Origin of the sequence: Eikenella halliae, assembly GCF_001648475.1 — a bacterium.
GTDB classification, from domain to species: Bacteria; Pseudomonadota; Gammaproteobacteria; order Burkholderiales; family Neisseriaceae; genus Eikenella; species Eikenella halliae.
Genome location: NZ_LXSQ01000007.1, coordinates 14,835 through 41,120 on the forward strand (window position 1 = coordinate 14,835; position 26,286 = coordinate 41,120).

The 26,286-nt window shown below is 56.0% G+C and carries 29 protein-coding genes; 11 read left to right on the forward strand and 18 right to left on the reverse strand.

Annotated elements, in window-relative coordinates; genetic code table 11:
- Window positions 1-167: 167 nt before the first annotated feature.
- Both A7Q00_RS02270 and A7Q00_RS13275 read left to right on the forward strand, forming a co-directional pair.
- A complete protein-coding gene (locus A7Q00_RS02270) occupies window positions 168-872 on the forward strand; it encodes a YagK/YfjJ domain-containing protein (RefSeq protein WP_064089035.1) in 705 nt (234 codons plus the stop codon).
- On the forward strand, window positions 869-1,042 hold the full coding sequence (locus A7Q00_RS13275) for a hypothetical protein (protein ID WP_155733676.1): 174 nt from the start codon (window positions 869-871) through the stop codon (window positions 1,040-1,042). Before A7Q00_RS02270 ends, A7Q00_RS13275 begins: the two co-directional genes overlap by 4 nt.
- Before the next feature lie 37 nt (window positions 1,043-1,079).
- Here A7Q00_RS13275 and A7Q00_RS02275 read toward each other — a convergent pair whose 3' ends face one another.
- The 6 genes from A7Q00_RS02275 to A7Q00_RS02300 all read right to left on the reverse strand — a co-directional run bounded on the left by A7Q00_RS02275 (window position 1,080) and on the right by A7Q00_RS02300 (window position 14,333).
- Entirely contained in the window at window positions 1,080-1,751 is a 672-nt protein-coding gene (locus A7Q00_RS02275) for a hypothetical protein (RefSeq protein ID WP_003822115.1), read from the reverse strand.
- Between the two features lie 396 nt (window positions 1,752-2,147).
- Window positions 2,148-2,639 (reverse strand): hypothetical protein, encoded by a 492-nt coding sequence (locus A7Q00_RS02280; RefSeq protein WP_064089036.1) that lies wholly within the window; start codon window positions 2,637-2,639, stop codon window positions 2,148-2,150.
- The gene (locus tag A7Q00_RS02285; RefSeq protein ID WP_064089037.1) at window positions 2,623-11,031 is read right to left on the reverse strand and encodes a hemagglutinin repeat-containing protein; all 8,409 of its coding nucleotides are present in this window, start codon (window positions 11,029-11,031) and stop codon (window positions 2,623-2,625) included. Before A7Q00_RS02285 ends, A7Q00_RS02280 begins: the two co-directional genes overlap by 17 nt.
- Window positions 11,032-11,234: 203 nt before the next feature.
- Window positions 11,235-13,004 carry a ShlB/FhaC/HecB family hemolysin secretion/activation protein gene (locus A7Q00_RS02290; RefSeq protein WP_064089038.1) on the reverse strand — a complete coding sequence of 590 codons (1,770 nt, stop codon included), beginning with the start codon at window positions 13,002-13,004 and terminating at the stop codon, window positions 11,235-11,237.
- A gap of 260 nt (window positions 13,005-13,264) precedes the next feature.
- Window positions 13,265-14,002: an IncC plasmid conjugative DNA transfer DtrJ family protein gene (locus A7Q00_RS02295; protein ID WP_064089039.1), complete on the reverse strand. Its 738-nt coding sequence runs from the start codon at window positions 14,000-14,002 to the stop codon at window positions 13,265-13,267.
- Complete coding sequence (locus tag A7Q00_RS02300) at window positions 13,995-14,333, reverse strand: hypothetical protein (protein WP_064089040.1); 339 nt, start codon at window positions 14,331-14,333, stop codon at window positions 13,995-13,997. The genes A7Q00_RS02295 and A7Q00_RS02300 overlap by 8 nt, the downstream gene beginning before the upstream one ends.
- Window positions 14,334-14,353: 20 nt before the next feature.
- On the opposite strand from A7Q00_RS02300, the gene A7Q00_RS13280 reads away from it, so the two are divergent.
- From A7Q00_RS13280 to A7Q00_RS13285, 7 genes are all read left to right on the forward strand, one after another.
- Window positions 14,354-14,515: a hypothetical protein gene (locus A7Q00_RS13280; RefSeq protein ID WP_153718109.1), complete on the forward strand. Its 162-nt coding sequence runs from the start codon at window positions 14,354-14,356 to the stop codon at window positions 14,513-14,515.
- A gap of 314 nt (window positions 14,516-14,829) precedes the next feature.
- Window positions 14,830-15,114 carry a type II toxin-antitoxin system RelB/DinJ family antitoxin gene (locus A7Q00_RS02305; protein ID WP_049258389.1) on the forward strand — a complete coding sequence of 95 codons (285 nt, stop codon included), beginning with the start codon at window positions 14,830-14,832 and terminating at the stop codon, window positions 15,112-15,114.
- Between the two features lie 92 nt (window positions 15,115-15,206).
- Window positions 15,207-15,488 (forward strand): type II toxin-antitoxin system YafQ family toxin, encoded by a 282-nt coding sequence (locus A7Q00_RS02310; RefSeq protein WP_049258386.1) that lies wholly within the window; start codon window positions 15,207-15,209, stop codon window positions 15,486-15,488.
- A gap of 91 nt (window positions 15,489-15,579) precedes the next feature.
- Window positions 15,580-15,846 (forward strand): hypothetical protein, encoded by a 267-nt coding sequence (locus A7Q00_RS02315; RefSeq protein ID WP_064089041.1) that lies wholly within the window; start codon window positions 15,580-15,582, stop codon window positions 15,844-15,846.
- 135 nt (window positions 15,847-15,981) lie between these two features.
- Window positions 15,982-16,407, forward strand: a complete 426-nt coding sequence (locus tag A7Q00_RS02320) for a single-stranded DNA-binding protein (protein WP_049258383.1) — start codon at window positions 15,982-15,984, stop codon at window positions 16,405-16,407.
- A gap of 62 nt (window positions 16,408-16,469) precedes the next feature.
- Window positions 16,470-17,072, forward strand: a complete 603-nt coding sequence (locus A7Q00_RS02325) for a hypothetical protein (RefSeq protein ID WP_049258382.1) — start codon at window positions 16,470-16,472, stop codon at window positions 17,070-17,072.
- Window positions 17,073-17,088: 16 nt separating this feature from the next.
- Entirely contained in the window at window positions 17,089-17,322 is a 234-nt protein-coding gene (locus A7Q00_RS13285; RefSeq protein ID WP_152907621.1) for a hypothetical protein, read from the forward strand.
- Here the strand turns inward: A7Q00_RS13285 and A7Q00_RS02330 are convergent.
- From A7Q00_RS02330 to A7Q00_RS02380, 12 genes are all read right to left on the reverse strand, one after another.
- Entirely contained in the window at window positions 17,274-18,032 is a 759-nt protein-coding gene (locus tag A7Q00_RS02330) for a ParB N-terminal domain-containing protein (RefSeq protein ID WP_064089042.1), read from the reverse strand. The genes A7Q00_RS13285 and A7Q00_RS02330 overlap by 49 nt on opposite strands.
- The gene (locus A7Q00_RS14135; RefSeq protein ID WP_275043698.1) at window positions 18,025-18,159 is read right to left on the reverse strand and encodes a hypothetical protein; all 135 of its coding nucleotides are present in this window, start codon (window positions 18,157-18,159) and stop codon (window positions 18,025-18,027) included. The genes A7Q00_RS02330 and A7Q00_RS14135 overlap by 8 nt, the downstream gene beginning before the upstream one ends.
- The gene (locus A7Q00_RS13990) at window positions 18,156-18,476 is read right to left on the reverse strand and encodes a hypothetical protein (protein WP_064089043.1); all 321 of its coding nucleotides are present in this window, start codon (window positions 18,474-18,476) and stop codon (window positions 18,156-18,158) included. The genes A7Q00_RS14135 and A7Q00_RS13990 overlap by 4 nt, the downstream gene beginning before the upstream one ends.
- Window positions 18,461-18,928, reverse strand: a complete 468-nt coding sequence (locus A7Q00_RS13995) for a ParA family protein (RefSeq protein WP_064089044.1) — start codon at window positions 18,926-18,928, stop codon at window positions 18,461-18,463. Before A7Q00_RS13995 ends, A7Q00_RS13990 begins: the two co-directional genes overlap by 16 nt.
- Before the next feature lie 128 nt (window positions 18,929-19,056).
- Window positions 19,057-19,524 carry a hypothetical protein gene (locus A7Q00_RS02345; protein WP_156503700.1) on the reverse strand — a complete coding sequence of 156 codons (468 nt, stop codon included), beginning with the start codon at window positions 19,522-19,524 and terminating at the stop codon, window positions 19,057-19,059.
- Window positions 19,525-20,105: 581 nt separating this feature from the next.
- Window positions 20,106-20,573 (reverse strand): hypothetical protein, encoded by a 468-nt coding sequence (locus tag A7Q00_RS02350; protein ID WP_064089046.1) that lies wholly within the window; start codon window positions 20,571-20,573, stop codon window positions 20,106-20,108.
- A gap of 325 nt (window positions 20,574-20,898) precedes the next feature.
- Window positions 20,899-21,369, reverse strand: a complete 471-nt coding sequence (locus A7Q00_RS02355) for a copper chaperone PCu(A)C (RefSeq protein ID WP_064089047.1) — start codon at window positions 21,367-21,369, stop codon at window positions 20,899-20,901.
- A 30-nt stretch (window positions 21,370-21,399) separates the two neighbouring features.
- Window positions 21,400-21,762 (reverse strand): diacylglycerol kinase, encoded by a 363-nt coding sequence (locus A7Q00_RS02360; RefSeq protein WP_064089048.1) that lies wholly within the window; start codon window positions 21,760-21,762, stop codon window positions 21,400-21,402.
- Window positions 21,759-22,478: a hypothetical protein gene (locus A7Q00_RS02365; protein WP_064089049.1), complete on the reverse strand. Its 720-nt coding sequence runs from the start codon at window positions 22,476-22,478 to the stop codon at window positions 21,759-21,761. The genes A7Q00_RS02360 and A7Q00_RS02365 overlap by 4 nt, the downstream gene beginning before the upstream one ends.
- A 268-nt stretch (window positions 22,479-22,746) precedes the next feature.
- Window positions 22,747-23,697, reverse strand: coding sequence for a glutathione synthase (gshB, locus tag A7Q00_RS02370; protein WP_064089050.1), 951 nt, complete (start codon window positions 23,695-23,697; stop codon window positions 22,747-22,749).
- Window positions 23,698-23,731: 34 nt separating this feature from the next.
- Entirely contained in the window at window positions 23,732-23,995 is a 264-nt protein-coding gene (locus A7Q00_RS02375) for a putative periplasmic lipoprotein (RefSeq protein WP_064089051.1), read from the reverse strand.
- A gap of 38 nt (window positions 23,996-24,033) precedes the next feature.
- On the reverse strand, window positions 24,034-24,252 hold the full coding sequence (locus A7Q00_RS02380; protein ID WP_064089052.1) for a PspC domain-containing protein: 219 nt from the start codon (window positions 24,250-24,252) through the stop codon (window positions 24,034-24,036).
- 239 nt (window positions 24,253-24,491) lie between these two features.
- Here A7Q00_RS02380 and folE2 point away from each other — a divergent pair, with 239 nt between their 5' ends.
- Window positions 24,492-25,274 (forward strand): GTP cyclohydrolase FolE2, encoded by a 783-nt coding sequence (gene folE2 / locus A7Q00_RS02385; RefSeq protein WP_064089053.1) that lies wholly within the window; start codon window positions 24,492-24,494, stop codon window positions 25,272-25,274.
- A gap of 300 nt (window positions 25,275-25,574) precedes the next feature.
- Window positions 25,575-26,195 carry a thiamine phosphate synthase gene (gene thiE, locus A7Q00_RS02390; RefSeq protein WP_064089054.1) on the forward strand — a complete coding sequence of 207 codons (621 nt, stop codon included), beginning with the start codon at window positions 25,575-25,577 and terminating at the stop codon, window positions 26,193-26,195.
- Window positions 26,196-26,286: the final 91 nt, after the last annotated feature.

Consider the following 26,286-nt stretch of genomic DNA (forward strand, 5'->3'; position numbering starts at 1 on the left):
ATGTTTCTGTAAGTTCAGATTGACACTTGCCCCCAAGGAACAAGCAGATTGAAATTTTTGAGAATACCGTAAATAAACTCTACACGGTGTGTGAAGATTACCCCAACTATTCTGTTATGGCAAGAGGTTGCAAATGTTTTTCAGGTGCTTGGTCTGCAGGTGTATTGTTGTCTGCCAGGCAACCCAATACTGCCAATAATTGCTTCTTCACCCAGCCCTACTGCTTCAACCGCGACAATCTCACCACCATCAATTCGTTTCTCGACATCCTGTTTGCCAACTATGCCAAGGTGCTGCCGATACGGGTGGACTTGGAAATCATGCAGGACTATGTGTCGGCATACGGTTATGAGGAGCTGAAACTGCTGTTTACCCGTTTGCGCAACAACCTGCGCTACAACCGGCGGTTTGAACACTATGTTTCCTACCTCGCCAAGCTGGAGTTCACCCCGCTCAGCAGCTGGCACTACCATGCGTATTTCTTCTTCGACGGCCAGTATGTGTGTGACGATTACGGCTATGCTGCTTTTATCTGCGATTATTGGCGCCACACCATCACCCAAGGCCGGGGCAGAGCCTACAGCAGCAATCTGGACAACCGGATTTGGGATGCGGAACGCTATGAATTGGAAGGTATGCTGCATGGCAATACACTAGAGCAGCCGATTCATCCTAACCGCAATGCGCTGGGCAAAGTGATCGACTATCGGGATGCCGAGATGATTTGGAAGCTGAGGCAATCGGCCTATTACTTGGCCAAAGAGCAACCCGACCATCTGACGGCGAAACAGCACTACGCCAAAAGACTACGCTGCCTGACGACGGGGCAGATTCCGATTAAAGACGGGAGTGGGAGAAAGAGAAAGGTATGAGCGAAAGACCCGGTGAAGGCGAGGCAGATGGCGTGGTTGCGGGAGACAGGAGTAATTGGGGAGGGGAGGAGGTGGTAGAGGGAGGGGGAAAGAAAGGGGGGCTACCTGAAAATCTTTCAGGTAGCCTCTTCTATTTCTATACTGTACTCACCATATCAATAGTTGTATGAAACAGAAAAATAAACATCAATATCTATAAATAATAAACTATTTATTCCTCAATATTTCAATCAAGGCGGCTTTAGATTGATAGAAGTCCAAATCGAACAATGCAATACCTAGATGTTTGCAGTATTCCTCTACCATTTCTACCGTAAGCCGGTTTTTTTTCAATCTTTCGTTGTATTTTTCTGTTTGCTCAAAAGGCAATGGCGTACCATATTCGGAAAATTCAATGCGGCTAGTTTCTTTATAAAGTTGTATGATTCTAGCTTCGCACTCGTGACGAGAAATCGGCTTACTTCCGTCATACAAGCAAAATGAAACTATACCAAATTCATCTTTCTTAAAATATGGTTTCAAATATATAGTTAAGGCTTTCACTTTCCATAACATTGCTTCGTATTCTACACAGGAAAAGTCTGTACCTTCCTTATTGTTACCTATTAGCAATGACCAATTAGACTTAGTTTCTAATAGTAAATATTTAGAGGATCCAGTAATCTCAAGTGGGCTCAATAAATCTAATTTCTGACTAAGGGAATATTCCTCATTAAGATACGATAACTTTGGTCTTAAGTTCTGATAAAAATCGCTTAAATCTATACGTCTTTTCAAATAAAACTCTAATGCTTTTTCAAATGGCGCTCCAATAAAATAAAACTGTTTTAGGCTTGGGTGGCCGTCTTTTGCAAGAAAAATATCTTTGTTTATATTCATAACTTAGTCCGAGGTTTTTAAAATTACAATAGCATCTGGATCATTGCTTAACAACCTTGATGCATGTCCGGCTCCACGGTTCGAGCTGGTACGGTCGTATTCGACATAAATACGCCTCTTGGAGTCTGGTAAAGTGCCCTGAACATCCGGGCGACAGATCCCCACCCGGCACGATTGGCTGTTCACTTGCTGCTGGTTGATTCTAATATTTTCTGCATTCACCAAACGCAAATAGGTTACATCATTCTGCATGATTTGGTTTTGAGATGCACTTTCCAATTAAGGATGGAAGGGGGAAAAAGAGGAAGGAAGGGCTACCTGAAAGGTTTTCAAGTAGCCTTTTGACAGATCATGAATTACCGTGTAATCTGAATTTTATAATCTATTCCTGATAAATTATTTGTAATATTCCATATCTATAATAAATTTACCATATGCAAATATATCAAATATATATTTATCTAAAACATCAAACTCCAATATTGGATCATCTAAATCTGCATCATTTTTATTACTTAAATCACAGTGTATTTCTATATTATTTGAAAAGAATATTTTAAATATTTTATTATCAAATTTAATATCAATCAAACTTTGCAAATTAAAGATAGAAAAATTAAAACTATATACATCAATATCGTCACTATTAATTAGTGTACAATCGCATCTAATTATTTCCCAATAGCAATCTCTAATACCTATTTTTTTTGATCCTAAAATAATAGTTTTTTCTTTCTGAAGAATACTTTTTTTTGATATCTGATTACCAAAATCAAAATACAACATAGAGCCAAGATATCCTCCAGCATTAAAACATTTTTCATTTTTAAAATCATTTTTAATTATTTCAATAAATTCCAAAAACTTATTATTAATAATACGTTCCATTTTTTACCTCTTTTGCAATATCTAAAATATCCTGATAATTTAAATTTCTTCCCATCTTTCTACTCTCTCGTTCCACTGCCCTACCTAGCTCACGTCGCTGTATACTGGTTAATCTAGTTTCTCTCGCAGCATCCCGTACCTGTTTATCTTGACTAACATTTGATCTCGGTCTTCCCTTCCGTTGTTTATTATTGCCATCGTCATCTGGTGGCATAGGGGCTCCAGCAACTGATTGACTTACTGGTTGCTGTGGTTGCGGACGTGGCTGTATCGGTTTTGGAGCTGCAGTGCTGCCTTGTCCTTCATCATTACTTTCCGAGTGAAATAACCCAGAAATCCAGTTACGGAAACCTATCCATGCGCGTGCAAGACCTGAACTCTCCTCATCTCCTCCATATGGACTATTATTCCTTCTCTGGTTTCTATAGTAATTATTTAGAAGCACTTGATTATTTTCCACCGCATTCTGCCCAATCACCCCGGACACCTGCGCATTGAACGACGACCCGTTTCCTCCGCTCGCACCCACCACGGAAGCGACGGCGCTGCTGATGCTGCGGATCTCTTCTTTGATGTTTTCAGGTAGCCTGTTGGGATCAAACTGCCCGGTAACGGGATCGTTGTAGCTGACGCCGTCGTTATATTGCTCGGCCATCCATTGGGCGCTCTTCTCGGCAGCAACGGCACTGCTGCCGCCCAGCAGGGGATCGCTGTGGTTGGCATAGGCCAAGGCGGCGCCGAGCACGAAATGGGCGACGGCTTGGGCGGCTTCGTTTTTGTTTTCGCCATGGCCGACGCTGCGGCCAACGGCTTCTGCGGCATAGGGGGCGAGGGTGTTGGCGGCTACCTGAAGATCACCCTGCCCGCCAAGCGCGCCGGTAATCAAGGTAGTGGCGGCATTGAGTGCCCGGGACTTGCGACCGCCGATACCCCAGTCGACGGCTTGCTGGTCGGCAGCATAATAGTCGGGGTCGTTCTGCCGCAGATACTGCTGCTTACCGCTTTCGTTTAGCTGGAGATAGGCTTCGTAGCTGCCGTCGTTTTGGGCTTGCAGGTCGGTTTCATAGCGTTTGCGGTGCTCCTGCCGCTCTTTGGCGGCATCTGCAGCCATTCTACTTCTGAATGTTTGCACGCCGCTGCCGATGTCGGCGGTGGCTTTGGACACGATCTGCTGCCGCTGCAATACGGCTTCGAGATCGGGCAATGCCTCAGCTTGCTGATGGGCGGTGGCGGCGTCGCTGTGGATGCCGATTTCTTGGGCGGTGGTATTGCGTCCGCCGATGTTGAGGATACCGTCGCTGAGAGTGGCGTAGGTGGTGCCTTGGCTTTGCCCTTCGTCGTGCTGCGGCAGGGCAGTCGGGTGGCTGAAATCACTCTTCATGCTGCTGCCGGCAGCTTCGGAGGCACGGGTGAAGGCGTTTTGGCTGCCGTTGCCGGGGTTGTCGGTTTTGCTGCCGTAGCCGGCGCTGAGGCCGGTGCTGTCGGCGCGGTAGCTGCTGTGGTTTTCGAGGTTCTCGAAGGTGAGGCGGTTGGCGGTGAGTTGGTTTTGCTGTTTGGGGGCGGTGGAGGCGATGGCGCCGCCTTTGAGGTGGACGCTGTCGGCTTGGATGTGGTAGCCGCCGTCGCCGGCAAACAGGCCGCTTTGTTGGCCGACGCTGCGGCTGTGGCCTTCGCTGCTGCTCTTGTTGTAGTTGGCGGAAACGTTCCAGGCGGTGCCCCAGGCTACCTGAACGCGCAGGCCGCCGCCGGTTTGTTTGCTCTCTTGGTCGAGGCTGTCTTGCGGGCTTTCGATGGCGAGTTTGCCGCCGATGTCGGCGTCGATGCGCCGGGCGTGGGCTTGGGCGCCGTAGAGGGTGGTGTCGCGGCGGCTTTTGAGTTGGATTTGGTCGGCTTGCAGGACGGTGGGGGCGTGGTTGGCGGCGTCGAGGCGGTTGTGGCCTTTACCGTAGCTGGCTTCGGCGTAGATATAAACGCCGAACGAGGCGCCGAGGGAGACGCCAACGCCGACTTGGACGCCGGCATTGCGGTTTTTGCCGTCGGCATGGCGGATGTCTTGCCCGGATTGGAGCAGGATGTCTCGGGCGGAATCGAGGCGCAGGGTGTCGGCAGCTTGGGCTTGGGTGCCCTGCAGCCGGATGTCGCCTTCGCGGCTGTGCAGGCGGATGTTTTCCGCGGCCAAGCGGCTGCCTTGGTGGTGGCGGTAGCTGTCGTTCTGCTCTTTGCTGGCGGTTTTGAAGCCGAAGCCGGCTTCAACCGAAATCAGGGCGGCGCCTTGCTGTTTGCTGGCGCCGGCAGCTTGATTGAGTGCATTGGCTTTGGCGGCTTCGGCCACTTTGCCGACGGAATCGTACAGCTGGTAGCCTTGGGCGCCGGCGGCCAATCCTTGCAGGGCGCGGGTGCGGTCGTCGGCTTTGCTCTTGGCGGCGCCTTCGGCGGCGTTGACCAGGTCGATCAGCGGGGAGGGGATTTTGGCGAAGGTGCCGATTTTGACGTCGCGCTCGGACTGGTGGCGGCTGCCAGTGTTGTCGGCGGCGCTGATGTCGATGCTTTGGGCGCTGATGTCAATGTCTTTACGGGCGACGATGTCGCTGCTCTGCTGGCGGTAGGCGCCGCCGGCATCGATGGTAACGCTGCCGTCCAGGCTGCCGAGTTGGCTCTTGGCTTGGCTCAGCTGGCCGGCACGGCTGCGGCGGGTGTTTTTCATCCAGCCGCTGAAGTGCTCGGTGTCGGAGATCACAGCGCTGCCGATGCCGCTGCTGATTTGGGTTTCGCTGCTGTCTAGGGTATTGGCGGCGGAGCCGACGCGGATGTCGCGCCCGGCCGACAGCTGCAGATCGTGCTGGGCCACCACGCTGCTGCCGGTGATGTTGAGATCGCCGGTTTGCGCCTGCAGCAGGGCTCTGCCGCCGGAAGAGAGGCTGGTGCCGGTGATTTGGCTGATGCTGCCTTGGGCGTTGCCGGTGTCGTTGAAGGTGCCGAACGGGGTGAGGTGGTCGCGGTTGTCGATGGAGAAACCGCTGCGCCGGCTGCGGCCGCTTTGGTTTTGGGTATCGACCGCGAAGCCCAAATCAATGCTGTCTTTAGCGGCCAGGAGGGTGTCGCCTTCGGAAGAAAGTTTGGCACCTTGGCTGCGGATGCTGCCTTGGGTGGCGGCGATGGTGAGCTGTTTGCCGGCACTGGCGGAAGTGACCACGGCTTCGCGGCTGCTGACGTCTTGGCTGAGGCTGCTGCGGCTGCGGCCGCCGGAAACGGTGACGGCGGTGATGGCGGCTTGGGCGGCCTTGTCTGAGGCGCTGCTGCGCTGCATCCAGTTGCCGACGATGCTGTCGCTGTAGCCGCCGCCCTGCATGGAGCGGTCCCAAGCGTGTTTGCCGGCGGTGTAGGCATCGTAGGTCACGCCGAGGGCGAAGCCGGATTGTTTGCTGTGCGCTTCGCGGTGGCTGCTGCTGTCTGTATAGGCGGCATTCAGGTTGACTTCGCTGCCCTGCAGGTGCAGGTTGCCGCCGGCAGCCAGCCGGGCGGCTTCGGCAATCAGTTGGCGCTCGGCCGCAATGGTGGTGTCGCCGCGGATGCTGCCGATTTGGCTGAGGGTCAGGCTTTGGCTGCTGCCCTGCTGTTCGGTATGCTGCCGGGATTTGGCATAACCGGCGCCGGCCACGCCGTCTTTGAAGGAGGCGGTCAGGCCGGAACGTGTGCGCTCGTGGCTTTCGTGGTCTTGGTAATGGTTGCGGGCGGCGGTCAGGTCGATGCGGCCGCCGGCGGCAATCACGGTTTTGTCTTGGGCGATCACGTTGCTGCCGCGCACCGACACATCCCGCCCGGCAGACAGGACAACCTGCTCTCCGGTGATGGTGCTGCCTTGGGCTTCGTCGTGTCGGCGCCGGTAATGGTCTTGACGGGTTTTGCTGCGGAACAGGTTGCGGTTTTTGCTATATACCGATTCGTCCAAATCCAGCGTCCGGCGGCCTTCGCCGATCATCAAGCTGTTTTGCGCCTGAATGTGTACTTTGCCTTGGCCGCCGGAGAGTTCGGCCTGCCGCAGGCTGACGTCGCGGCCGGACAGGATCAGGCTGCCGTCGGTGTGGATTGTGCTGCCGGCTTCGGCGCTTTGGTGCACATGGCGGTGGTTGCGGTCGGAGAGGCTATCTGAAGATTCGTGCCGCGCCAGTCCCACCGTGCCCAGATTGAGCGCATTGCCTGCCTGCAAGACGGTTTGGCCGCCTGCTGACCGGTTGGCAATCTCCGCCCCATCCGCCTGCAGATTGTGCGCGGCATCCACCACCAGTTGCCCGCCTTCGCCGCCGGTGACATACAGCCCGGCCACCCAGTCCAATACGGTGCGGCCGTTGTGCGCATCGCCGGTGGTGGAGGTGATGCTGATGAGGTTGATGTTTTGCGCCTGCAGCAGCAAGGCGTCTTCGGCGCTGATCCGGCCGCCGGTGTTGTTCAGGGTGTCCTGCGCCTGCAGTCGGACTTTGCCGCCTTGGATGCTGCCGCGGTTGTCCAGGTTTTGCGCGCCCAGATCCACGATGCGGCGGCCGGCGATGGCGCCGCCGTTGTCCAAGCGGTCTAGCTGCCCGAGGCGGATCTGCTCGGCACTGATCAAGCCGCCGGCACGGTTGACGTCGCCCTGCCGGGCCAATACGTACACTTTGGGCACCAATACGGTATGGCGGCTGCCGTCGGCCAAGGTGACGGTTTGGTTTTCCAGCCAGACAATGTCGCTGGTGAGACGGGCTACCTGCTCGCGGCTCAGCGCAATGCCGGGCACCAGATTTTGGGCGCGGGCGAAGGTGATGCCGGCATCCATCAGGGCTTTGAACTGCTCTTCGTCGTTCTGATAGCCGTCCAGCCGGCGGTAGCCGGTGAGGCGGGCGATCTGTTCGTTGATCAGGCGCTGTTCGTAGTAACCGTCGCCCAGCCGTTTGTGGATCTGGTCGGAATCGGTGGTCAGCGCCTGCAGCATATAGTCGCTGTTGAGCCATTTGCGGTAGTCGGCAAAGGCGGGATCGGTTTCGATCAGGTAGCCTGCGCGATTGGGGTCGATGCTGTACAGGCTGCTGGTGGGCAGGCTGCCTTTGTCGGCCAAGCTGTGAATCTGCTGTGGCAGCGGAGGCCGGCTGCCGGCGGTATCGGCCTGTTCGGTGCCGACCGGTTGGGTATGACCGGCCAGCTTGGCGCTGCTGCCCTCCACGGCAGAGATGGGCGCGCTGAAGTCGTAGTGGGTTTCCTGCACCGAATCCATGGAAGCCCGGCCTTGGTCGAACCGGATTTTGCGCTTGCCGGTGCCCCATTTGCCGTGGCGGTCGAACGAACCGGCTTGGGAGCTGCCGCTGGTAACAAACTGTTCGGTGGCCTGCCTGGCCGGGTTGTTGAGGGTCAGGCCGCGGCCTTCCTGTATCTGCCCGCCGGCCAAGATAAAGCTGTTGTCGTTGTTCCAAGTGCTGCCTTCGATCTGCAGATCGCCGCCGATCAGGATTTCGGCCGGTTTGTTTTCGGTAATCCGCTCTTTGACCACCGATTCGGTGTAGTCGTAGCGGCGCAGGTCTTTGACGGCCCCGCCGCCGAAGTGCTGATGCCTGCCGTCGTTGAAATACAGATCCAAATTTTTATCAGACTGGCTGTAGTGCCCGTCCACGCCGTCGGTAAAGAACGGATCAGGTTGGCCGACATAGCCGAAAGCGGTCACGCTCCTGCTGCGCTCGACATAGGTTTCGGTGGCAAAGTGCGGATTGAGGTTATCCAGCTGTCGGGCGGCAATCCGGCCGCTGCCTTTGGCTTCGATGCGGGCACTGCTGTTGGTCAGGGTGTCGGCTATGCCGACGGCCTGCTGCTTGCCGTCCAGTGTGCCGCCAATAAACAGGCGGCCTTCGCTGGCGATCAGGGCGCCTTCGCGGTTGGTAATGTGGCCGGCGCCGATGTCCAGCCGTTCGCGGGCGGCGATGGTGGCGGCTTGGGTCTGGCCGTTGGCGCTGGTTTCTTCGCGGTTGTGCAGTTCGGCGGTGGCAAGGGCGACATGGTTGCCGTAGATGCGGCCGCTGCCGATGTTGTCGAGGCGCTGCTGGGCGCTGAGGTGGGTTTGGCCGTTGCTGTTGATCAGGCCGCGGTTGGCGAGGGTGTCGGCGTTGAGGCGGACGCTGTTGCCGGCAAGGATGCTGCCGGCAGCGGTGTTGTCGATGTCGGCGGCCTGCAGCTGCACGCTTTCTGCGCCGAGCAGCCGGTGGCGGTTGCTGAGGCGGCCGGCGGTGGTGAGGCTGAGGTGGCGGCCGGCTTCGATGTCGTTGCTGCTGGTCAGGTTGTCCTGCTGGCGGATGGCGATATCGTGCCCGGCGGCCAGGGTGCCGCTGCCGGCGAGGTCTTTGGCTTGGATGGCGGCGTCGTTGCCGGCCAGAATACTGCCTTGGCTGTTGTCGATGCGCAGGCTGTTTTGGCCGTTGTCGTGAATGGAGACGTTTTGGGCGGAGCTGATTTGGCCGCTGCGGTTGTCGAGGCTACCTGAAATCTGCAGTTCGGTGCTGTGGTTGCTGCGGATGCGGCCGCTGCGGTTATCCAGTTCGGGGGAGCGGATGTTGAGGTGTCCGGCATCGATGCTGCCGTGGCGGTTGTCGGTTTGATCGGCGGTGAGTTCGGCTTGTTGGGCGCGGATTTGGCCATGTTGGTTGTTGAGCTTCTGTCCGCCGACCTGCAGGCGGTTGAGGGCGAGTTCGGCTTGGTTGTCGAGCTGTTGGGTAACGGTGAGGTTGGCGGCGCCGTTGGCGGTGATCTGCCCGCCGTCGTTGAGCAGGCGGTCGGTCTGTATCCGGCCATCGGGCAGAATAACGGGGGCAGTTTGGGACTGGGCAACGCTGCCGCTGCCGGCAGCAGTACCGGGATGGCTTGGGTTGGTGGGCGTGGTGGGATTGGCAGGCTGGGTCGGATGGGCGGGGTTGGCGGGGTTGCTGCCGCCGGGGTTGGCGCTGTTGTCTTGGGGGGTATAGCCGATCAGGCCGTGGTTTCGGTTGTCGGCCTGCCGGCTGTGGATGGCCAAGCCTTGTAATCCGGTTTGTTGGATTTTGCCGTGATTGGTTAGCTGCGGGCTGTCGATGTCGAGCCGGGCGGCTTGGATGCGGCCGCTGTTGGCTAGGGTTTGGCCGGTGTGCAGCTTGGCGGTGTGGGCGGAGAGGATGCTGCCGCTGTTGTACAGCTCGGGCGTGTGGATACCGGTCTGGCCTTGCGCGGACAGGGTGCCGCTGTTGTCCAGTTTCTCGCTGCTGCGCACGCTGACGGCGGCCGTATCGGCTGTGCCGTTGTGATTCGGCACGGCGGCGACGATGCTGCCGCTGTTGCGAATAATGCCGTCGGCGTTGAGGCTGACGCCGCCGGCTTGGGCGAACAACTGCCCGGCGTTTTGGATGCTGCTGCCGCGGTCGGTGCTGATCAGGGTGATTTTGCCGGCATACATGCCGCCCAGAGCACCGCTGTCGATGGCGACGGCGGGAGAAGCCGGGTTGGCCGGGGCAGTATTGGGGCTACCTGAAATGTGTCCGTCGGCGGCGATGTCGTTCTGCCCGGTCACCACGTGCAGATTCTGCCCCCAGATGCCGGCTTGGATGTGGGCGGCTTGGCTGAGGATGCGGGTGTAGTCGGTATCGCGGGCGTCGAGGCCTTGGCCGGTGATGCCGATGCTGCCGCCGCGCACTTGGATCTGCTCGAGCACGCCGTTGTGGATAATGGGGCGGCCGGTGGTGAGGGTGACGCCGGCGGAGTTGATGAAGCCGCCGCCGTTGATTTGGATGCCGGCAGGGTTGGCCAGTACCATCTCGGCGCGGCGGCCGGCGATTTCAACATAGCCGTTTAACAGCGAGGGATCGGCGCTGTTGACTTGGTTGACGATGATGCGGGCTTCGCCGCGGGCGAGAAAGGGGTTGCCCTGAATCCAGCCGGCCTGCCGGGTTTGGATGTTGCGGTGGCTGTTGTTGAGGATGACGCCGCGCCCGTCCACATCGAAACGGCGGTATTGGTTGACCGATACGCCGGCGGCGCTGGGGGTTTGGATATTGACCTGCTCCAAACCATTGGCGGTTTGCAGCACAACGGGCTGCTGGTTGCGCGGGGCGGCGGGGTCGGCTTCGATGCCGCCGGCGCCGGCGGTGTTGATGGCGGCCAAACCGAAACCGAGCAACAAGGAGAAGGTGAGAACGGGGATGCCGAAACCGGACAGCCTGCCGGAGAGGCTACCTGAAATCTTGCCGGAAAAGCTACCTGAAAGGGTGGAAGCGGCATCCGAACCGTTGCCGCCGTTGCCGGCGTCGCGCTCGCCGGCGGTTTTGCCCTCACGCATGGCATACTCGGCCACCGCCATCATCACCCCGCGGGTTTTATTGAAGATGACTTTGTGGCGTTGTTGGTTCATGGTGAGTGCTCCGCAAGAGAATATTAGTTTTATGAGTGATGGTTAATGGTGGGATGAATAACTAGCAGTAGACGTTGGTTCTTTTGGGACGGGTGTGTGGTGTGTACGGATGGATTCAGTTAGTGTTTTTTTGGAAGATAGGGAACGGGCTATAAGGGGTATTCTGAATTGGCCGGGAGGATTCCGAATTTGCTTAAAACTGCTTAAAACGAGTAGTTCAGGTTAAACCCGATGGTGGTGTCGGCGGTGCGGAAGTATTCGGGCTTGTGCAGCGGCCGGCCGACAAACAGGTCGTAGTTGAGGCTGCCGGGCGCATTGAGCTGGCCGCGCCAGCCGAGGGCGGCGCCGGCAAGGTTTTGGCCGAGCTGGAACTGGGTTGACCAGCCGGAGACGTGGCCGGTGTCCAGCCCGAGATACATTTGGTGCTGCGGATGGTACTGCCAGATGAAGTCGTTACGCCAATACCAGCCGCGCTCGGCCGACAGACTCATTTCACCGTCGAAGCCGCGCACGGTGTAGCGGCCGCCGATGGCGAGTTTGTCCAAGGGGGTGAGCGGGGTGTGGTTCCACTGGATATGCAGGCGGGTGTCGTAGGCGAATGCCTGTTTGCCGAGATGAAAGGGTTGGTTGAAGCCGATGTCGGCGGTGAGGATGCGCATGCGGGAAGTGCCTTCGTCGAACACTTCTTCCGGGGCGCGCAGGGCATCGGCCATACCGGTGCCGCGTTTGTAGTTTAGGGCGGCGTCTAATGTGGCGCGGCCAAAATATTCCTTATGCGTGAGGCCGAGCTGCCAGCCGGCGGTTTTACGGCGCTGCACGTCGATTTCGGCATCGTCGATATAGCTTTTGGCCTCCCGCTGCCACAGTTTGAAGCCAAGGTGGGTCTTGCGGCGGGCGTTGCGGTACAACAGGCGGGTGAAGCCGATGTCGCTGCTGCTGCTGCTGCCGTTGTAGTCGTACACTTCGGTGCGGCCGGCTACGGCCTGATGGTAGCGGTAGTAGTTGTGGTTCCAGCTCCACAGCCAGTTGCCGAACGGCACCGAGTAATGAAAGGCATAACCGCCGGTATGGCTGTTGACGGTTTGCCCGCTCGGGCTGCGCGGATGGTCTTTGTGTCCGAGATCGTGGTGGAAGGAGGCGTAGAACAGGTCGCTCAGCCCCAAAGGGTTGTCGGCGGAGAAGGTGAGGCTGCCTTGGTATTTGCCGGTGGCCTTGCTGCCGGAGTTGTCCACATTGATGCTGAGCCGGTAGGGAACTGTCCGTTGGCGCCAAGACACCACGATGTCGCTCTCATCCGGCTGTTCGGCGGGCACAATTTGAATATCGGCTTCCGCAGTGGGAAGCCGTTTCAAGTTCTCCAGACCCTGTTCCAGGTCTCTGAGGTTCAGTATTGCGCCGCTGCCGGTGGGAAACTCGTTGGCGAAGGCGGTGATGCGCCCGACATGGGTGGCATCGGCCTGAGCAGTTTCAAACCGGATCTGCCGGATGCGTCCGGGCAATACGGTCAAAACCAATACCCCGCTGTGCAAGTCCTGCGGGGCGGCCAAAATGCGGGTGGTGGTGTAGCCGCGACCGATCAGCGCGTTCTGCGCCAACACCATAATGCGGTTGATGCCTTGTGCACCCAAACACTGCCCGGGCACGAAACCGGCTTGGGCAACGGCCTGCCTAAGGGCAAAAGAAAACTTACCGGCCGCATCGCCGGCAAGTTGAATCTCCCGAATCCGAAAGCAAGGTGTTTCCGCCGCGGGCGGATGAGCCGAACCCGGGGAAATAGCAACACCGGCACCGGCAGTTTCGTCCAGCCGCACATCCGCATTCGGTTGCAGCTGTTGCTGCATATCCTGCTGACGCTGCTCTTCGCGTTGGATCTGTTGTGACTGGATGTCGCCAGGAGCAGCCTGCACCCGCGCACCCAGCAGCAGGGCTGCCAGCGGGACAGCAATGCGGAGGGAGTGGAGGGTGCGGGTCATGGTAGGTGCCTTTGCCCAATAAAATATAAGGTTGGTGCGACTTGAATCACAAAGTTGATATAGCAGAAGATGTGCCAAGAAACAAAAATAATACTTAACAGGCTATATTTTATAGTGAAACTTATAGGAGGAAATCCAGAGGTCACCCATTGCCGGCAGAATCAAATCGGCGGCAATGTGCCACAAAACGGCATTAGTTGCCGTAAATAAAATCTGCACGGTATGTAAAGATTATATTTAATACCATAAATAACATTATGTTATAAATATTTTTTCAGATACTTGGTTTGTAAAAATACCATAGCCGCCCCACCGGCTATCGGTATCAGCAGCCATAACGGCGACAATGGCCAAGGGCAGGAGAGATAGAGCAGCATGCTGGAAGAAATAATACCGATGCGCCAGTATTTTGCCCGATGGTAAATACCGGCGCTTTCCCGTGATGCATTTTCTTGACGGATACGGCGTTGCACTAAGCCGTCTGCAGCCGTTAATACGGTCAGATAGACAGCAAGAATACTCAGAAATATGATATTGCCCAGCCGTAGGGAGATGATACGGATTGTTTGGTCGAAGCGTTCCAAGTAATCGTAACCCGGTTCCAGAATACGCTCTTTTGCATCGTAACCGGCGTCGCCCGGTTGGGCGGACAGCAGGTAATTGACAGGTATCCACTCGTATAAGACGGTACTGAAGGCGTGATAGATGTGCTTGGTCAGTATCAGGTTGATGCCTGTTGCAGACTGGTTTTTTATCCGGTCATCTGTCGCAATATCCTGTGCCCACTGTTTCCAAAGGCTCTGCTGTCCCAGTTTTTCGGTAGCATCCATTTCCTGTTGCAGCAAATCCGGCTGATGGAAATAAATCTGCAGGGCAATGGAGCTGCCAAACAGGATAAACGTAACCAGCAGCAGGATTTTCAGCCACTTAAGCGGTGCGGTTAGAAACCGCAATATCAGCGATTCGGAAATAAAATCCTGACGGGTGTGCTTAGCCATAGCTTCTGCCTTCCATGAAAATATTTTCCTCTTCGTCATTGCCGGCTTTGCTCAGCCGCGCAATTTCACGCATCCGATCGGCCATGACAGTCAGGTTTTCGGGAACATCGGCATCCGGATCGGGTAACGGCAGCGGCAGACGGAGCTTGTAAAGATTGCCTCCCTCCAGCAGGGCAAAGGCTTGCCCTTTCGGTAAGGAAGTCAGGTCTGCCGGCATCAGCATCGGTACGGTTTCCGTGCTCAGGCGGTCTTCGTTGTGGCTGGTAAAGTCTTCATATCCTTCCGGGAACGCGACATCGCCGGCACCTGAAACCAGCGTACCGGTTACCATACGACGAGCGGCTGTTGCATATGCGGGTACACCTGAGCATGAAGCAGTATTACGCCGAAGCGAAACAGACCGTAGAGCAGCTGAAAGCGGATTACACCCTGCTTGGCGAGATGCGTTTTATGTCGGAATCGCAAAATATCCCGGCAGACGTGATTGTGCGGCATGACCGCCAGGCTACCTGAAAGTGGCAGTATCAATGCCTCTGTAGATAGGTCTGATGATACCGGACAGATTGCTTATTGGTGCACCAAACGGTCGGAATATGAGCGGCGTTACAGTCTGATATGGTTTGCTGATCTGCCTGAAAAATGCTTGGTACAGAATTGATTTAAAAGCAAAGTATTTATTATTTGCAAGGTAAAATAAAGTTCTTGCAAAAGTGAAACAAAAGTTTTACTATTGTTACACTTTATTGTTTATAACCTGTACCGAATGGTAGAAGAGACCAACCATATGCTGTTTGATGCAGGGAAATATTGATGACTGGAGCAGAGCAATGAGCACGAATTTTAATATCCGAATGGATGAAGATCTCAAGGAGCAGGCATTTCCTGTCATTGAAAGTTATGGCTTGACCCCTGCCCAAGCAGTAAAGCTGTTTTTACGGCAGATTGCCGATACCAGAGTCATCCCGCTTTCCTTTGATTACAAAGCAGGGTACATTCCAAACAGCTTAACACAACGGGCAATTGAAGAAGCGCGTGCCGAGCCGGCAAAGACATTGCATTACAAGACGGTTACCGAGGCGGTCGAGGCGATACAGGCGTTGGCAGACAAGTAGCCGGTGTGAAAGTAAAAAAACACCCCTCATAATTTGATTTCTCGGTGTGTATTTCATATATTATGGTTAAATAACTTGAAAAGGTTCATTTAATGAACAAAACAACCCGAGAAATTAGTACTAACGGCAACCAGTTCAAACGCGATGTAAAGAAGCATTGTCAGAAATTGGTTACTAGGGAATGGGTGGAAGTCTTAGACTGCTTGGTTAAAGACATACCGTTACCGGAGAAATACCGGGATCATGGATTGGAAGGACAGTGGAAAGATTGCCGAGACTGTCATATCAATCCTGACTTGGTACTAATTTACCGCAAGACAGAAAACAGGTTGCAGCTTATCCGTTTGGGAACGCATTCCGAGTTGTTCGGGTAGTACCAATAACCGGCAAGCCTGATATTTTGTGTCGGGCTTTTTCTCCATTCACAAATTGAGTGTTATGGAACTGAATGCATAGCGGCAACTCATGAAAGCAGGAAGAAGCATACTTTCTCAAAGTAAATTACGGGCAGGGCTGATACGGATGACAACGGCACACAATAAGAACCACTCCGAGCAGATAAAGGCTATGGTAGCCGGTGGTGGAAACGGGCAGTCAGAACCAGCACTAACCGACGATGCTGGTAAAGCCCTTTTGGGTACACTGCTGACTGAATTGACAAAACAGACAGGCGGCGTTGTATTGGAAGATATACGTGACCGGATGCCGAACGAGCCGATTGCCTTCGGTTAGTCAGGGCTCTTCCAACGCAGTTCTTGACACCGGAAGCGAACCGGGTATAGACTCAATATACCCCATCTGTAATTTGGGTTATTTCAAACCCAAAATCCACAAATCCGGCTGTTTCCCGACTTGGAGAACAGCCGAATGTCTATTCAGCTTACTGTCCGGGGCAACCTGGGGCAGAACTGCGAACTCAAAGAAATCAAACGCAATGACGGAGAAACCGGTTTCGTGCTGAACTTTTCTGTCGCCTCCACCCGCTACAAACGCCAAAACATTGACGGACAAGACCGCTATGTGCCAGACGGCCCGGTCGAATGGATCGATTGCGAAATCTGGGGTCGGCAGGCGCAGAACCTGAGCAAGGTGCTGGCCAAAGGCATGCCTGTCGTGATCGAAGGCGAAGAGCGTATCGAGTTCTACGAAAAAGACGGCCACCCGGTCAGAACCCGCCGGCTGCGCGCGGACAATGTGTATCTCAACCTCTCTTCCGGGCGTGTCGAATCGGTATCACTGAAACCGCCGCGCACACCGTCTGCCGATGCCCCGGACGGCGAAATCCCTTTCTGAATCCGGCTGCGGGCAGCCGCCGGGTGCTTGCGGCTGCCTGCCTGTAACTTTGGTGTGGCGGTATGGCCGCCGCCGGTAAGGCCAAAGACTATGCCAAAGCCAACGATAACCGAACCTACAACGGTAAAAACACCAACCGTCCTGATGATGCGGCCGACCAGTCAACCGAATACGGCAACAATATTATGAATACACTGGTCTCTGCCGGCGCGTTCGATACCAACGGCAACGAAGCCATTGATACTAGGCCATACGGCGGCCACCAAGGATTTGTGCAAATGGCCATGAGCCTGTATGGCACCCGAATAGTGCTGACCGGAGATAAAGCCAAATCCTCATCAGCAGGCGATACCCTTGTTAATGCCTCCAAGGAACGTGTTGATAAAGCGTTGGCACCAATTTGGACTTTCCAAGATGTAGTGGAAGGCCCGAAAACAGGTTCGGTATTGACCGAGTACCAGTGCAAAGATTTCGATGTCCGCAAAGCCGACAGCTGCCAAGAAATCAAAACCGCCGATTCCGCCTTTCCCGGTACATATTGGTACATCCTGAATCTGCTGATCGGCAAACAGACTGCGTTCGGCGACAACAATTCCATGGGCGATTCTTTGCCGACCCAGATACAAAGCGGCTCCATCATGGCTTATCTGATCGACACCAAATAATACGGAAAACGCACAAATGCTGACCCCAGAACAGAGGGCGTTCCTAGACCGTCTGCCACCGGAAACCACCACCGTACTCAGCCAGGCAGCCAGAGCCGGTACCCGAATCGCCATCCAAGCAGCCGATGCGGCCGCGAAGCTGTACGGCGGACAGATGGCGGCCGATATGGTTACGGCTATGAACAAAACCCTTTCCATTGCCTATTCGGCCAATATTTCCGCCAAGCTGGATAATTCCTGTTCATTGTAGCCTTGTTTCAGATAATCGCTGAAATTACGGTACAGAGCTCGCAGTTCAATGGTTTTTGAATTTGAAAGATACATACATAAGCTGCCCAATCCGCTCAAATGATCTTTGGCGAAAAACAGATAGCCCAATACTTGATAAGTCAGCGACAGCCCATGCGTCAGAAACAGTGCTTCCAACTCGCGCAGGCTCAGCTGTTTGGCGCTCTCCGCCTGAAACATGTCGCGGATGGCGGCATAGGCCTGCGCCTTGTCCCAAAAGCACATCTCCGCCCGCTGTTCGTTTTCGATCAGGTGGGCGATCCGGATATCCGCTTCCGAGGTGTATTCGGCATAAATGGCCGGAATGGCGGCAAACCGGCCGTCGCCCGTTTCCGCATACAGTTCCTGTACGATTTTCAGGCGGGTGTTGCCGCCCTGCGAGAGCACATAGCAGCGGCAGCCGGGGCGGCGGGTGATGTGCACCGGCTGCTGCACGCCCGTTTCGCGGATCGATTCCTTGATTTGGCGGTACAGTTCCGGGTCGTGGCGGGTGCGTGGGTTTTTGTCGAAGAAGTCGATTTCCGATACCGGCACGTTGAGGAACAGGCCGGGGAATACGTCGTCTTTGACCGCGATGTCCATCCCGGTCTGCGCCGGCTGCGGCACCATCAGGCTGGCGGCTGCGGCATCCAAGGTCAGTTGCGGTTTGCGCGGCTGCACGGGCTTATTCACGGCCTCCTCCTTCCCCGGGGGCGGCATCCTCCGGCGCCAGCAGGTTTTCCAGGTTGTCGCCGAACAGGTGGCACTCGATCCCGCCTTCCCCGATTTGCGGGAACAGCTCACAGACCAAATTGATCATCTGCTGCCGGGCGGATTCCGATTTGCCCGCATGCTTCCACTCGTGGCAGTGTACGGGGATGCGCAGGGTGGCCGCTTCCTTGTAGGCTTTGGATGGGGGATTTCCAACGCCATCAGCTGTTTTTTGCCATCCAGGCTGCTGTGGAAATAGGCTTTGATGTTTTCTGCGATCATCCGTGCGTCTTTGGTGCGGTCGCGCTCATAAATCGGCGCCTTCAGCGGCGGTATCGGCAGGTTCATGGCCGCACCGTGCGACAGCCGCTCCAATGCCTCCTGCGTGCCGGAGATGAACTCGCGGGCACTCAGCGTTTCGGGCATAATGGGGAGAGCAGCAGGTTGGCGGCAAAGCAGGCCGCATCTTGGATAACGCCGACCGAGCCTTTGGTGTCGATAATGACGGCATCGTAGTTTTCGGCGATACAGGGATGAACCAGCTTGTTGCGCAGCAGGAAAGCGCGGTCGGGGCGGTCGTACACCTTGTTCTGCACGTCGTCCCGGACGTTGTTGGACAATACGATGTCCAGATTGGGATAAACTGTATTGGAGATGGCGGAGCGGATGGAGGCTTCGTCGTTTTTACCCAACAGAAGCTCGACCATGCCGTTGGGCGCACGGTAGTGCAGCGGGTAATATTTGCTGAGGGACGCTTGGGTATCGGTGTCCAGCATCAGCACTCTGAAGCCCATATCGGCCAGCACAGCGGCCAAATTGGCAGTAAGGGTCGTCTTACCAATGCCACCTTTGGTAGAGACCACAGCAATGATAACCATGTGAATATCCTTATTTATCAAAAGCATATTCACTTGGAGGCGTTAATTTTATCGCACCGTGCCCGTGCCAAACTTACGGAAAACGATGTTTCAGCGTAGTTAAAAATAATGAGGATACAGCCAAGCGTTTAATTTGCTGCCTGCAGCCGCTCGGCCATCCGGCTGCCGCCGAATTCGGCCAACGTGCCGTTGAGATCGAGCCAGATTCGTTGTCGCTGCTCGGCGGGCGGGCGGTTTAGGCGGCTGCCCGCCCAGGTGTATACGCCGGTGAGTTTGTGGGTTTGGCCGTTTCCAGACACATGCAGCACAAATTCAAACGCCATGCCGGTGCGGCTGACGGCGACGGTTTGGCCGTTTTCCTCTTCCCGAATCTCAACGGTTTGCCATTGCGGCATGGAAGTGGCGGCAATATCGAGCAAGCGGCTGTCGGCCATTTTTTGGCGTAGCAGCTGTTCGATGTTTCGGCAGATGTGTTGGTAGGGCGTGTAGTCCAGACATTGCAGCATAGAATAGGAGCTGCCTAGTAGCTGGAAATTATAAAGGTTGGTGGTGGGCGGCTCGGAAGACTGTATATCGGTTCGACGTTGTTGGCACATGATCGCTTCCCGTCTTTGATTCTGTGTTTTTCTCCAGCCGCCCAGCAGGCCAAACACACAAGCAAATATAAAACCCCCAACCACAATCAGGATAGCAACTCCCCAAAAAAACCCGTCCGGACCAAGGAAAAGCAAGAACACTAAGACATATAGCCACTCTCCCAAAAGGAGACTGGCTATATACATCAGCACAACCGTTATAAACAGGGCAGCTAGGAAACAAACAAATTTATTAATCATCAATCTTCCAATCATCATTTGCAAACAGCCCTATCCTTTTTCAGGTAGCCTCCACCCGCTAAAAGGCTACCTGAAAACGATGTTTTGGCGCAGCCGAAGCTGAGTTACCGTGAAACTAAAACGATGTTTCGGCGTAGTTAAAACAATGGAGGATACGGCCAAGCGTTGGGTTAGCCACAGGCGTAACCCAACAAAAAGAGTATCCGATTGTTGGGTTACGGTTTGCAGCCTAACCCAACCTACATCTAAAACGATGTTTTGGTGCAGCCGAAGCTGAGTTTCTGCGAAGCTAAAACGATGTTTCAGCGTAGTTAAAAATAATGGAGGATACAGCCAAGCGTTTAATTCGCTGCCTTCAGCCGCTCGGCCAGACGGCTGCCGCCGAAGTCGGCCAGCGTGCCGTTTATGTCGAGCCAGACCCGTTGGCGCTGTTCGGCGGGCGGGCGGTTTAGGCGGCTGCCCGCCCAAGTATATACGCCTTTGAGTTTGTGGGTTTGGCCGTTTCCGGACACATGCAGCACAAATTCAAACGCCATGCCGGTACGGCTGACGGCGACGGTTTGGCCGTTTTCTTCTTCCCGCACTTCCACGGTTTGCCATTGCGGCATGGAAGTAGCGGCAATATCGAGCAGGTGGCTGTCGGCCATTTTTTGGCGCAACAGCTGTTCGATGTTTTGACAAATGTGTTGGTAAGGCGCGTCTGCCAGCCATTGAAGCATGTGGTAGGACGCGTTCAGCATATTGAAATCATAGAGATCGCTGGCAGGCGACTCGGGGGGTGGCATATTGGTTCGGCGTTGTTGGTACATGATCGCTTCCCGTTTTTGCTCATGCGTTCTCCAGCCGCCCATCATGCCAAACACACAGGCAAATATAAAACCCCCAACCACAATCAGGATAGCAACTCCCCAAAAAAACCCGTCCGGACTAAAAAAAAGCAAGAACGCTAAGACATATAACCACTCTCCCAAAAGGAGACCGGCTATATACATCAGCACAACCGTTATAAACAGGGCAGCTAGGAAACAAACAAATTTATTAGTCATCAGCCTTCCAATCATCCTTTATTAAACAATCCCATCCATTTTCAGGTAGCCTCCATCCCAACCAAGAGGCTACCTGAAACCTTATCAGCTAATGCGTGTGATGGTGATGATGGTGGTGATGCCCGCCGCCCGCTTCATCACTCGGGCTTTTCACTTCCACCTGCACAGTTTGCTCGGGGGCGTGGCGGAATTTCAGCGTGAGCGGGAAACGGCTACCCGCGGCGAGGGGCTGTTTGAGGCCGATCAGCATCACGTGGTAGCTGCCGGGTTTGAGCTCGGTGCGCTCGTTGGCGGGCAGCGGCAGGCCTTGCGGCATGGCCTGCATACGCATATTGCCGCCGGCCATCACGTGTTCGTGAATTTCCACGCTTTCGGCCACGGGGCTGCTGCCGCCGATCAGCGCGTCGGCGGGGCTGCCGTTTTCCAGCTGCATAAACACGCCGCCGGAATTCATGCCGGGCACGGTAAACCGCGCCCAAGCCTGGCTGGCGCGCACTTCTGCCTGGGCGGCCGCGGCCAAAAGCAGGCCGGAGAGGATAACGATTTGCTTAAGCTTCATATGCTTTCCTTTCTATCAAACGGGATTGGACTACAGGGTGTTGAAGGCAATCAGCCAAAAAATGCCAACGAGCAACAGCGCCACCAGCTGCGCGGCAGAGCCTGCATCTTTGGCGATTTTGGAGAGCGGGTGCAGCTCTTCGGAAATCCTGTCCACCACGGCTTCGATGGCGGTGTTGAACAGCTCCACAATCAGCGAGAGCAGCGACGCGCCCACCAGCAGCATGCGCACGGGCGTATCGAAATCGAAGCAGCACGCCAGGGGCAGCAGCACGGCGTGCAGCCACACCAGCTGGCGGAAGGCGGCTTCGTTGCGGTAGGCGGCGGCGAGGCCGTCGCGGGAATATTGGGCGGCGGCGATCAGGCGCGCGAGGCCGCGTTTGCCGGGTTTCATCGATGCTCCTTTTGATGTTGGTAGTTGGAATAAAGGCAATACCAAGCGAAGGCGAAAAACACCGCCTGGGCGATATTGAATGTTGCTCCGCCGATGCAGGCCGCTGCGGCCGATTGTGGAAACAGGCTGCACACGCCCGCCACCGCAGCGCCCACCGGCAAGGGGTTTGCCCATACAGAAGCACGCGGCAAGACAGTTTGCCCGCGCACGGTTTGCACCAGCAGCACCAGCCAGCCCGCAGCCAGCAGCCCCACCGAGGCAAACCAATGTACCGCCAACATGGCATGAAATGCCCGAAATTGCGCCAGCAGCATCGGATAGGCTTCAGGCGGGCTATGCAGCAGGGTTTGCGCACTGATTCCCATATAATAAAAGCCCGCATGCCCCAAGGGCGAGAGTGCATAGCCTGCCGAGAGCAGGCTCAGTACCGCACCTGCCGCCTTGCCGTGCAGCAAACGGCGCACACCGAAAGCCGAGGCCAAATAAAACGGCAGGCTGAAAGTGGCGGGCAACACGCCCCAAAACAGCCGCTGCGGCGATCCGGCCAGCATCAGCACCGCCAAATCCACATCGTCGCCTAAGGCAGAGGCCAGTGTGTGCGAAAACAACGGATACTGCTCCGGCGACTGCACAAAGCCCACCAGCAGCATATCCGCCGCCGTCCAACACAGCGCGGCAAACAAGCCGGAGAGCAATAATGTAAGTGGTTTGGTCATATTGGCGTGCTCCGAATGATGTGCGGGGGCTACCTGAAAAATAAGTTCGGCAACAAAGTGGAAACGGGCAATCCTGCTCGACGAAGCTGAAAATATGCAGCTCGGCATGGAGCCAAACTATGGTTTGCGGTTCTGAAATTTTCAGGTAGCCTTCAATCGTGGGTATACAGCATACAAATAATTGTATACAAAAAACTTTCATTTTTCAGGTAGCCTCTATCGCTACCGTAGGCTACCTGAAAGCCGGGCTTCAATTGAGCAACGCCTATCACGCGTTGCGTTCCACCGCGTCGATGAATTTGGCGGCCACATCGAAGCCTTTTTGTTTGGTGATTTCTTGGAAACCGGTGGGGCTGGTTACGTTTACTTCGGTCAGATGGCTGCCAATCACGTCCAAACCGGCCAGTAAAATGCCGCGCCGTTTCAGCTCGGGGGCGAGGGTTTCGGCGATTTCGCGGTCGCGGTCGCTCAATTCCTGCGCCACGCCGCGCCCGCCGGCGGCCAGATTGCCGCGCGTTTCGCCCTGCTGCGGGATGCGGGCCAAGGCAAAGGGCACGACTTCGCCGTCAATCACGAGGATGCGTTTGTCGCCGTGCACGATTTCTGGGATGTAGCGTTGCGCCATGATGGTGCGCGTATCCAGCCGCATCAGGGTTTCGAGGATGCTGCCGATGTTCGGGTCGCGCTCGGTGAGGCGGAAAATGCCCATGCCGCCCATGCCGTCGAGCGGTTTGACAATGATGTCGCCGTGTTCGGCCAAAAAGGCACGCACGTCGGCGGCGCGGGTGGAAACGAGGGTGGGCGCGGTGAATCGGGAAAAATTCAAAATGGCGAGTTTTTCGTTGAAATCGCGCATGGCCTGCCCGCTGTTGAACACTTTTGCGCCCTGCTGTTCGGCGAGGGTGAGCAGCTGGGTGCTGTATAAATATTGCATATCGAACGGCGGGTCGGTGCGCATAATTACGGCGTCGAACTCGGTTAAGGCAGCCTGCACTTTGTCCTGCGGTTTGAACCATTCGTGGTCGTGGTCGTCTTTTGCGCCGATGAATTGGAAAGGCGCGGCTTGGGCCGCCACTTTGCCGTTTTGCACGGAGAGTTCGCCGGCCAGGGTGTGGTGCAGTTTGTGCCCGCGCTTGGCGGCTTCGCGCATCATGGCGTAGGTGGTGTCTTTGTAGGTTTTGAAGGTGGCCAACGGGTCGGCGATGAAGAGGATGTTCATGGGGTGTCCTTGTGTGGGAATGGGGTGTGCTGAATTATCTGCGCCCGATGCCGTAGCCGTAGGCCAGCGTTCCGTCGGCGCTGCGGCAGACCAGCGTGTAGGCATGTCGGTTGTCGGCAGCCTGTACCACGCCCAATGTGCCTTGTTCGGCGGCGCAGTGCCGTGCAAATTCTTCGGGGCTGTTTTCGCCTTGGGTTAAGGGATAAAAAGCGGCGTTTTGCTGTTCGGACACCGTACCGGTACTTTGGCAGGCGGCGAGCAGCAGGCTGGCGGTTAAAACTAGGGCAATGTGTTTCATCGGGCTTTCCTTACGGGGTACAGGCTACCTGAAATGGGCTAGCGATAGGAATCGGGCGTGGCGTTGGGCATCAGAATCCACAGGATCAGGTAAATGATGATGCCCGGCACGGCCACGCTGCAGCAGGAAATGATGACGAACAGGATGCGCGTCACCGTAGGCGACCAGCCGAAATATTCAGCAATGCCGCCCATCACGCCGGCAATCATGCGGTGTTGGCGGGAGCGGTGCAGTTTAGTCAGTTGCGGTTGTGGCATGGGTGCCTCCTTTGTGCGGGTGTTGAGGTTTCCGGCTGCGCAGATGTTCGCGGCAGTATGCAAATAAAGCAATATGATAAACCAAAAGCGCAGGCAACACCCGCCGCCGGAACGGGCGGCAAAATCGCGGCCATAAATCTGCGCTATAAACTCGCGCCAACAATTGCCCGGCGGCAGCGGCAGGGCTATACTTCGCCACCTTAACCCGCCGCTACACACACCCGATAAGGAAACCACGGATGAATGCCATTGCCGACGTGCAAAGCAGCCCCGACCAACGCAATATGCCCATCAACCAAGTGGGCATCAAAGACCTGCACTTCCCGCTGCAAATCCAAAGCGCAGAAGGCGTGCAGCACACCATCGCCCGCATCGGCATGACCGTTGCCCTGCCCGCCTCGCAAAAAGGCACGCATATGTCGCGCTTTGTGGCGCTGATGGAAGAGCGGCAGCACCTGGTGCTCGATTTCACCAGCCTGCACCGGCTCACGCTCGATATGCTGGAGCGGCTCGACACCCAAGCCGGCCGCATCACTATCAGCTTCCCCTTCTTCCGCAAAAAGGCCGCCCCTGTGAGCGGCATCACCTCGTTTCTCGACTACGCCGTCACCTGGCAGGGCGAAGTGTCGGATGATGGAGAATACAGCCACCAAATCAAAGTATTGGCTCCGGTTACCAGCCTGTGCCCCTGCTCCAAGGAAATTTCGCAATACGGCGCGCACAACCAGCGCTCGCACGTTACCGTTACCCTCACCTGCCACAAACAGGAAGTTTCCATTGAAGAAATCATCGATTTGGTGGAAAACAAAGCCTCCTGCCAGCTCTACGGCCTGCTCAAACGCCCCGACGAGAAATACGTTACCGAACACGCCTACGAAAACCCCAAATTCGTGGAAGACATGGTGCGCGACATCGCCGTGGCGCTGAAAAACGACCCGCGCATCGACCGCTTCAGTGTGGAAAGCGAAAACTTCGAAAGCATCCACAACCATTCGGCCTATGCGCTGATCGAGCATCCCTAAGCCGTATCCGCAGTCAATAAAGGCTACCTGAAATTTTCAGGTAGCCTTTCTATTGCTCGGCTATAGCCGAAATACAGCGAATATAATAAGAACGTTACCACGTTGCTCTACCTTGCCGCACTTCTGTATCACCTTATTTCACCCTGATTCCAACCCACCATCCGAATAAGGCTACCTGAAAAAAGTTTTGGCTTTCAAGCAGCCTTCACGCCCGAAAGCCGTCGCAGCCACTTCCGCCATCCGCCCCGCCGGCGGCTGCGCTATAATAGCCACCCCGCAACCACCCGCAGGCCGCCCGCTATGCAACCCTTTCCCCCCATCATCCGCCCCCTCAAATTCTACGCCGTGGTGCCCGATGCCGATTGGGTGGCACGGATGGCCGATGTCGGAGCAGACACCGTGCAACTGCGCAGCAAAACCCTCACCGGCGAAGCCCTGCGCCGGGAAATCCGCCGCGCCATCGCCGCCACGCGCGGCTCGCACAGCCAACTTTTCATCAACGACCACTGGCAGCTCGCCCTCGAAGAAGGCGCCTACGGCGTGCACCTCGGCCAAGAAGACATGGACCGCGCCGACTTTGCCGCCCTCGCCCGCGCCGGTATCCGCCTGGGGCTGAGCACCCACGACGAAGCCGAAATGGCGCGCGCCTTGGCCGTGCAGCCCAGCTACGTGGCCTGCGGCGCCGTATTCGCCACCCACACCAAAGCCATGCCCACCGAGCCGCAGGGGCTGGACAAACTGCGCCGCTACGTGCAACAAGCCGGCAACACACCCACCGTGGCCATCGGCGGCATCACGCTGGAAAACGCGCCCGCCGTGCTCGCCACCGGCGTGTCCTCACTGGCCGTGGTCAGCGCCGTTACCCACGCCCCCGACCCCGCCGCCGCCGTGCGCGCCTTCCAAAAATTGTGGCCAGAATAAGGCCGCCAACCACGCGGCCATCCGCAAGCGCAAGCTGCCGCGTAAATTAAACTCCGATATCCAAAAGGCTACCTGAAACCGCATCCGCTTT

What these genes read in the sequence shown, in the direction of transcription:
- A7Q00_RS13275 (WP_155733676.1), top strand. Translation starts at nt 869, where the DNA reads ATGAGCGAAAGACCCGGTGAAGGCGAGGCAGATGGCGTGGTTGCGGGA.
- A7Q00_RS02275 (WP_003822115.1), bottom strand. Translation starts at nt 1,751, where the DNA reads ATGAATATAAACAAAGATATTTTTCTTGCAAAAGACGGCCACCCAAGC.
- A7Q00_RS02280 (WP_064089036.1), bottom strand. Translation starts at nt 2,639, where the DNA reads ATGGAACGTATTATTAATAATAAGTTTTTGGAATTTATTGAAATAATT.
- A7Q00_RS02285 (WP_064089037.1), bottom strand. Translation starts at nt 11,031, where the DNA reads ATGAACCAACAACGCCACAAAGTCATCTTCAATAAAACCCGCGGGGTG.
- A7Q00_RS02290 (WP_064089038.1), bottom strand. Translation starts at nt 13,004, where the DNA reads ATGACCCGCACCCTCCACTCCCTCCGCATTGCTGTCCCGCTGGCAGCC.
- A7Q00_RS02295 (WP_064089039.1), bottom strand. Translation starts at nt 14,002, where the DNA reads ATGGCTAAGCACACCCGTCAGGATTTTATTTCCGAATCGCTGATATTG.
- A7Q00_RS02300 (WP_064089040.1), bottom strand. Translation starts at nt 14,333, where the DNA reads ATGGTAACCGGTACGCTGGTTTCAGGTGCCGGCGATGTCGCGTTCCCG.
- A7Q00_RS13280 (WP_153718109.1), top strand. Translation starts at nt 14,354, where the DNA reads ATGCGGGTACACCTGAGCATGAAGCAGTATTACGCCGAAGCGAAACAG.
- A7Q00_RS02305 (WP_049258389.1), top strand. Translation starts at nt 14,830, where the DNA reads ATGAGCACGAATTTTAATATCCGAATGGATGAAGATCTCAAGGAGCAG.
- A7Q00_RS02310 (WP_049258386.1), top strand. Translation starts at nt 15,207, where the DNA reads ATGAACAAAACAACCCGAGAAATTAGTACTAACGGCAACCAGTTCAAA.
- A7Q00_RS02315 (WP_064089041.1), top strand. Translation starts at nt 15,580, where the DNA reads ATGAAAGCAGGAAGAAGCATACTTTCTCAAAGTAAATTACGGGCAGGG.
- A7Q00_RS02320 (WP_049258383.1), top strand. Translation starts at nt 15,982, where the DNA reads ATGTCTATTCAGCTTACTGTCCGGGGCAACCTGGGGCAGAACTGCGAA.
- A7Q00_RS02325 (WP_049258382.1), top strand. Translation starts at nt 16,470, where the DNA reads ATGGCCGCCGCCGGTAAGGCCAAAGACTATGCCAAAGCCAACGATAAC.
- A7Q00_RS13285 (WP_152907621.1), top strand. Translation starts at nt 17,089, where the DNA reads ATGCTGACCCCAGAACAGAGGGCGTTCCTAGACCGTCTGCCACCGGAA.
- A7Q00_RS14135 (WP_275043698.1), bottom strand. Translation starts at nt 18,159, where the DNA reads ATGATCAATTTGGTCTGTGAGCTGTTCCCGCAAATCGGGGAAGGCGGG.
- A7Q00_RS13990 (WP_064089043.1), bottom strand. Translation starts at nt 18,476, where the DNA reads ATGCCCGAAACGCTGAGTGCCCGCGAGTTCATCTCCGGCACGCAGGAG.
- A7Q00_RS13995 (WP_064089044.1), bottom strand. Translation starts at nt 18,928, where the DNA reads ATGGTTATCATTGCTGTGGTCTCTACCAAAGGTGGCATTGGTAAGACG.
- A7Q00_RS02345 (WP_156503700.1), bottom strand. Translation starts at nt 19,524, where the DNA reads ATGTGCCAACAACGTCGAACCGATATACAGTCTTCCGAGCCGCCCACC.
- A7Q00_RS02350 (WP_064089046.1), bottom strand. Translation starts at nt 20,573, where the DNA reads ATGTACCAACAACGCCGAACCAATATGCCACCCCCCGAGTCGCCTGCC.
- A7Q00_RS02355 (WP_064089047.1), bottom strand. Translation starts at nt 21,369, where the DNA reads ATGAAGCTTAAGCAAATCGTTATCCTCTCCGGCCTGCTTTTGGCCGCG.
- A7Q00_RS02360 (WP_064089048.1), bottom strand. Translation starts at nt 21,762, where the DNA reads ATGAAACCCGGCAAACGCGGCCTCGCGCGCCTGATCGCCGCCGCCCAA.
- A7Q00_RS02365 (WP_064089049.1), bottom strand. Translation starts at nt 22,478, where the DNA reads ATGACCAAACCACTTACATTATTGCTCTCCGGCTTGTTTGCCGCGCTG.
- gshB (WP_064089050.1), bottom strand. Translation starts at nt 23,697, where the DNA reads ATGAACATCCTCTTCATCGCCGACCCGTTGGCCACCTTCAAAACCTAC.
- A7Q00_RS02375 (WP_064089051.1), bottom strand. Translation starts at nt 23,995, where the DNA reads ATGAAACACATTGCCCTAGTTTTAACCGCCAGCCTGCTGCTCGCCGCC.
- A7Q00_RS02380 (WP_064089052.1), bottom strand. Translation starts at nt 24,252, where the DNA reads ATGCCACAACCGCAACTGACTAAACTGCACCGCTCCCGCCAACACCGC.
- folE2 (WP_064089053.1), top strand. Translation starts at nt 24,492, where the DNA reads ATGAATGCCATTGCCGACGTGCAAAGCAGCCCCGACCAACGCAATATG.
- thiE (WP_064089054.1), top strand. Translation starts at nt 25,575, where the DNA reads ATGCAACCCTTTCCCCCCATCATCCGCCCCCTCAAATTCTACGCCGTG.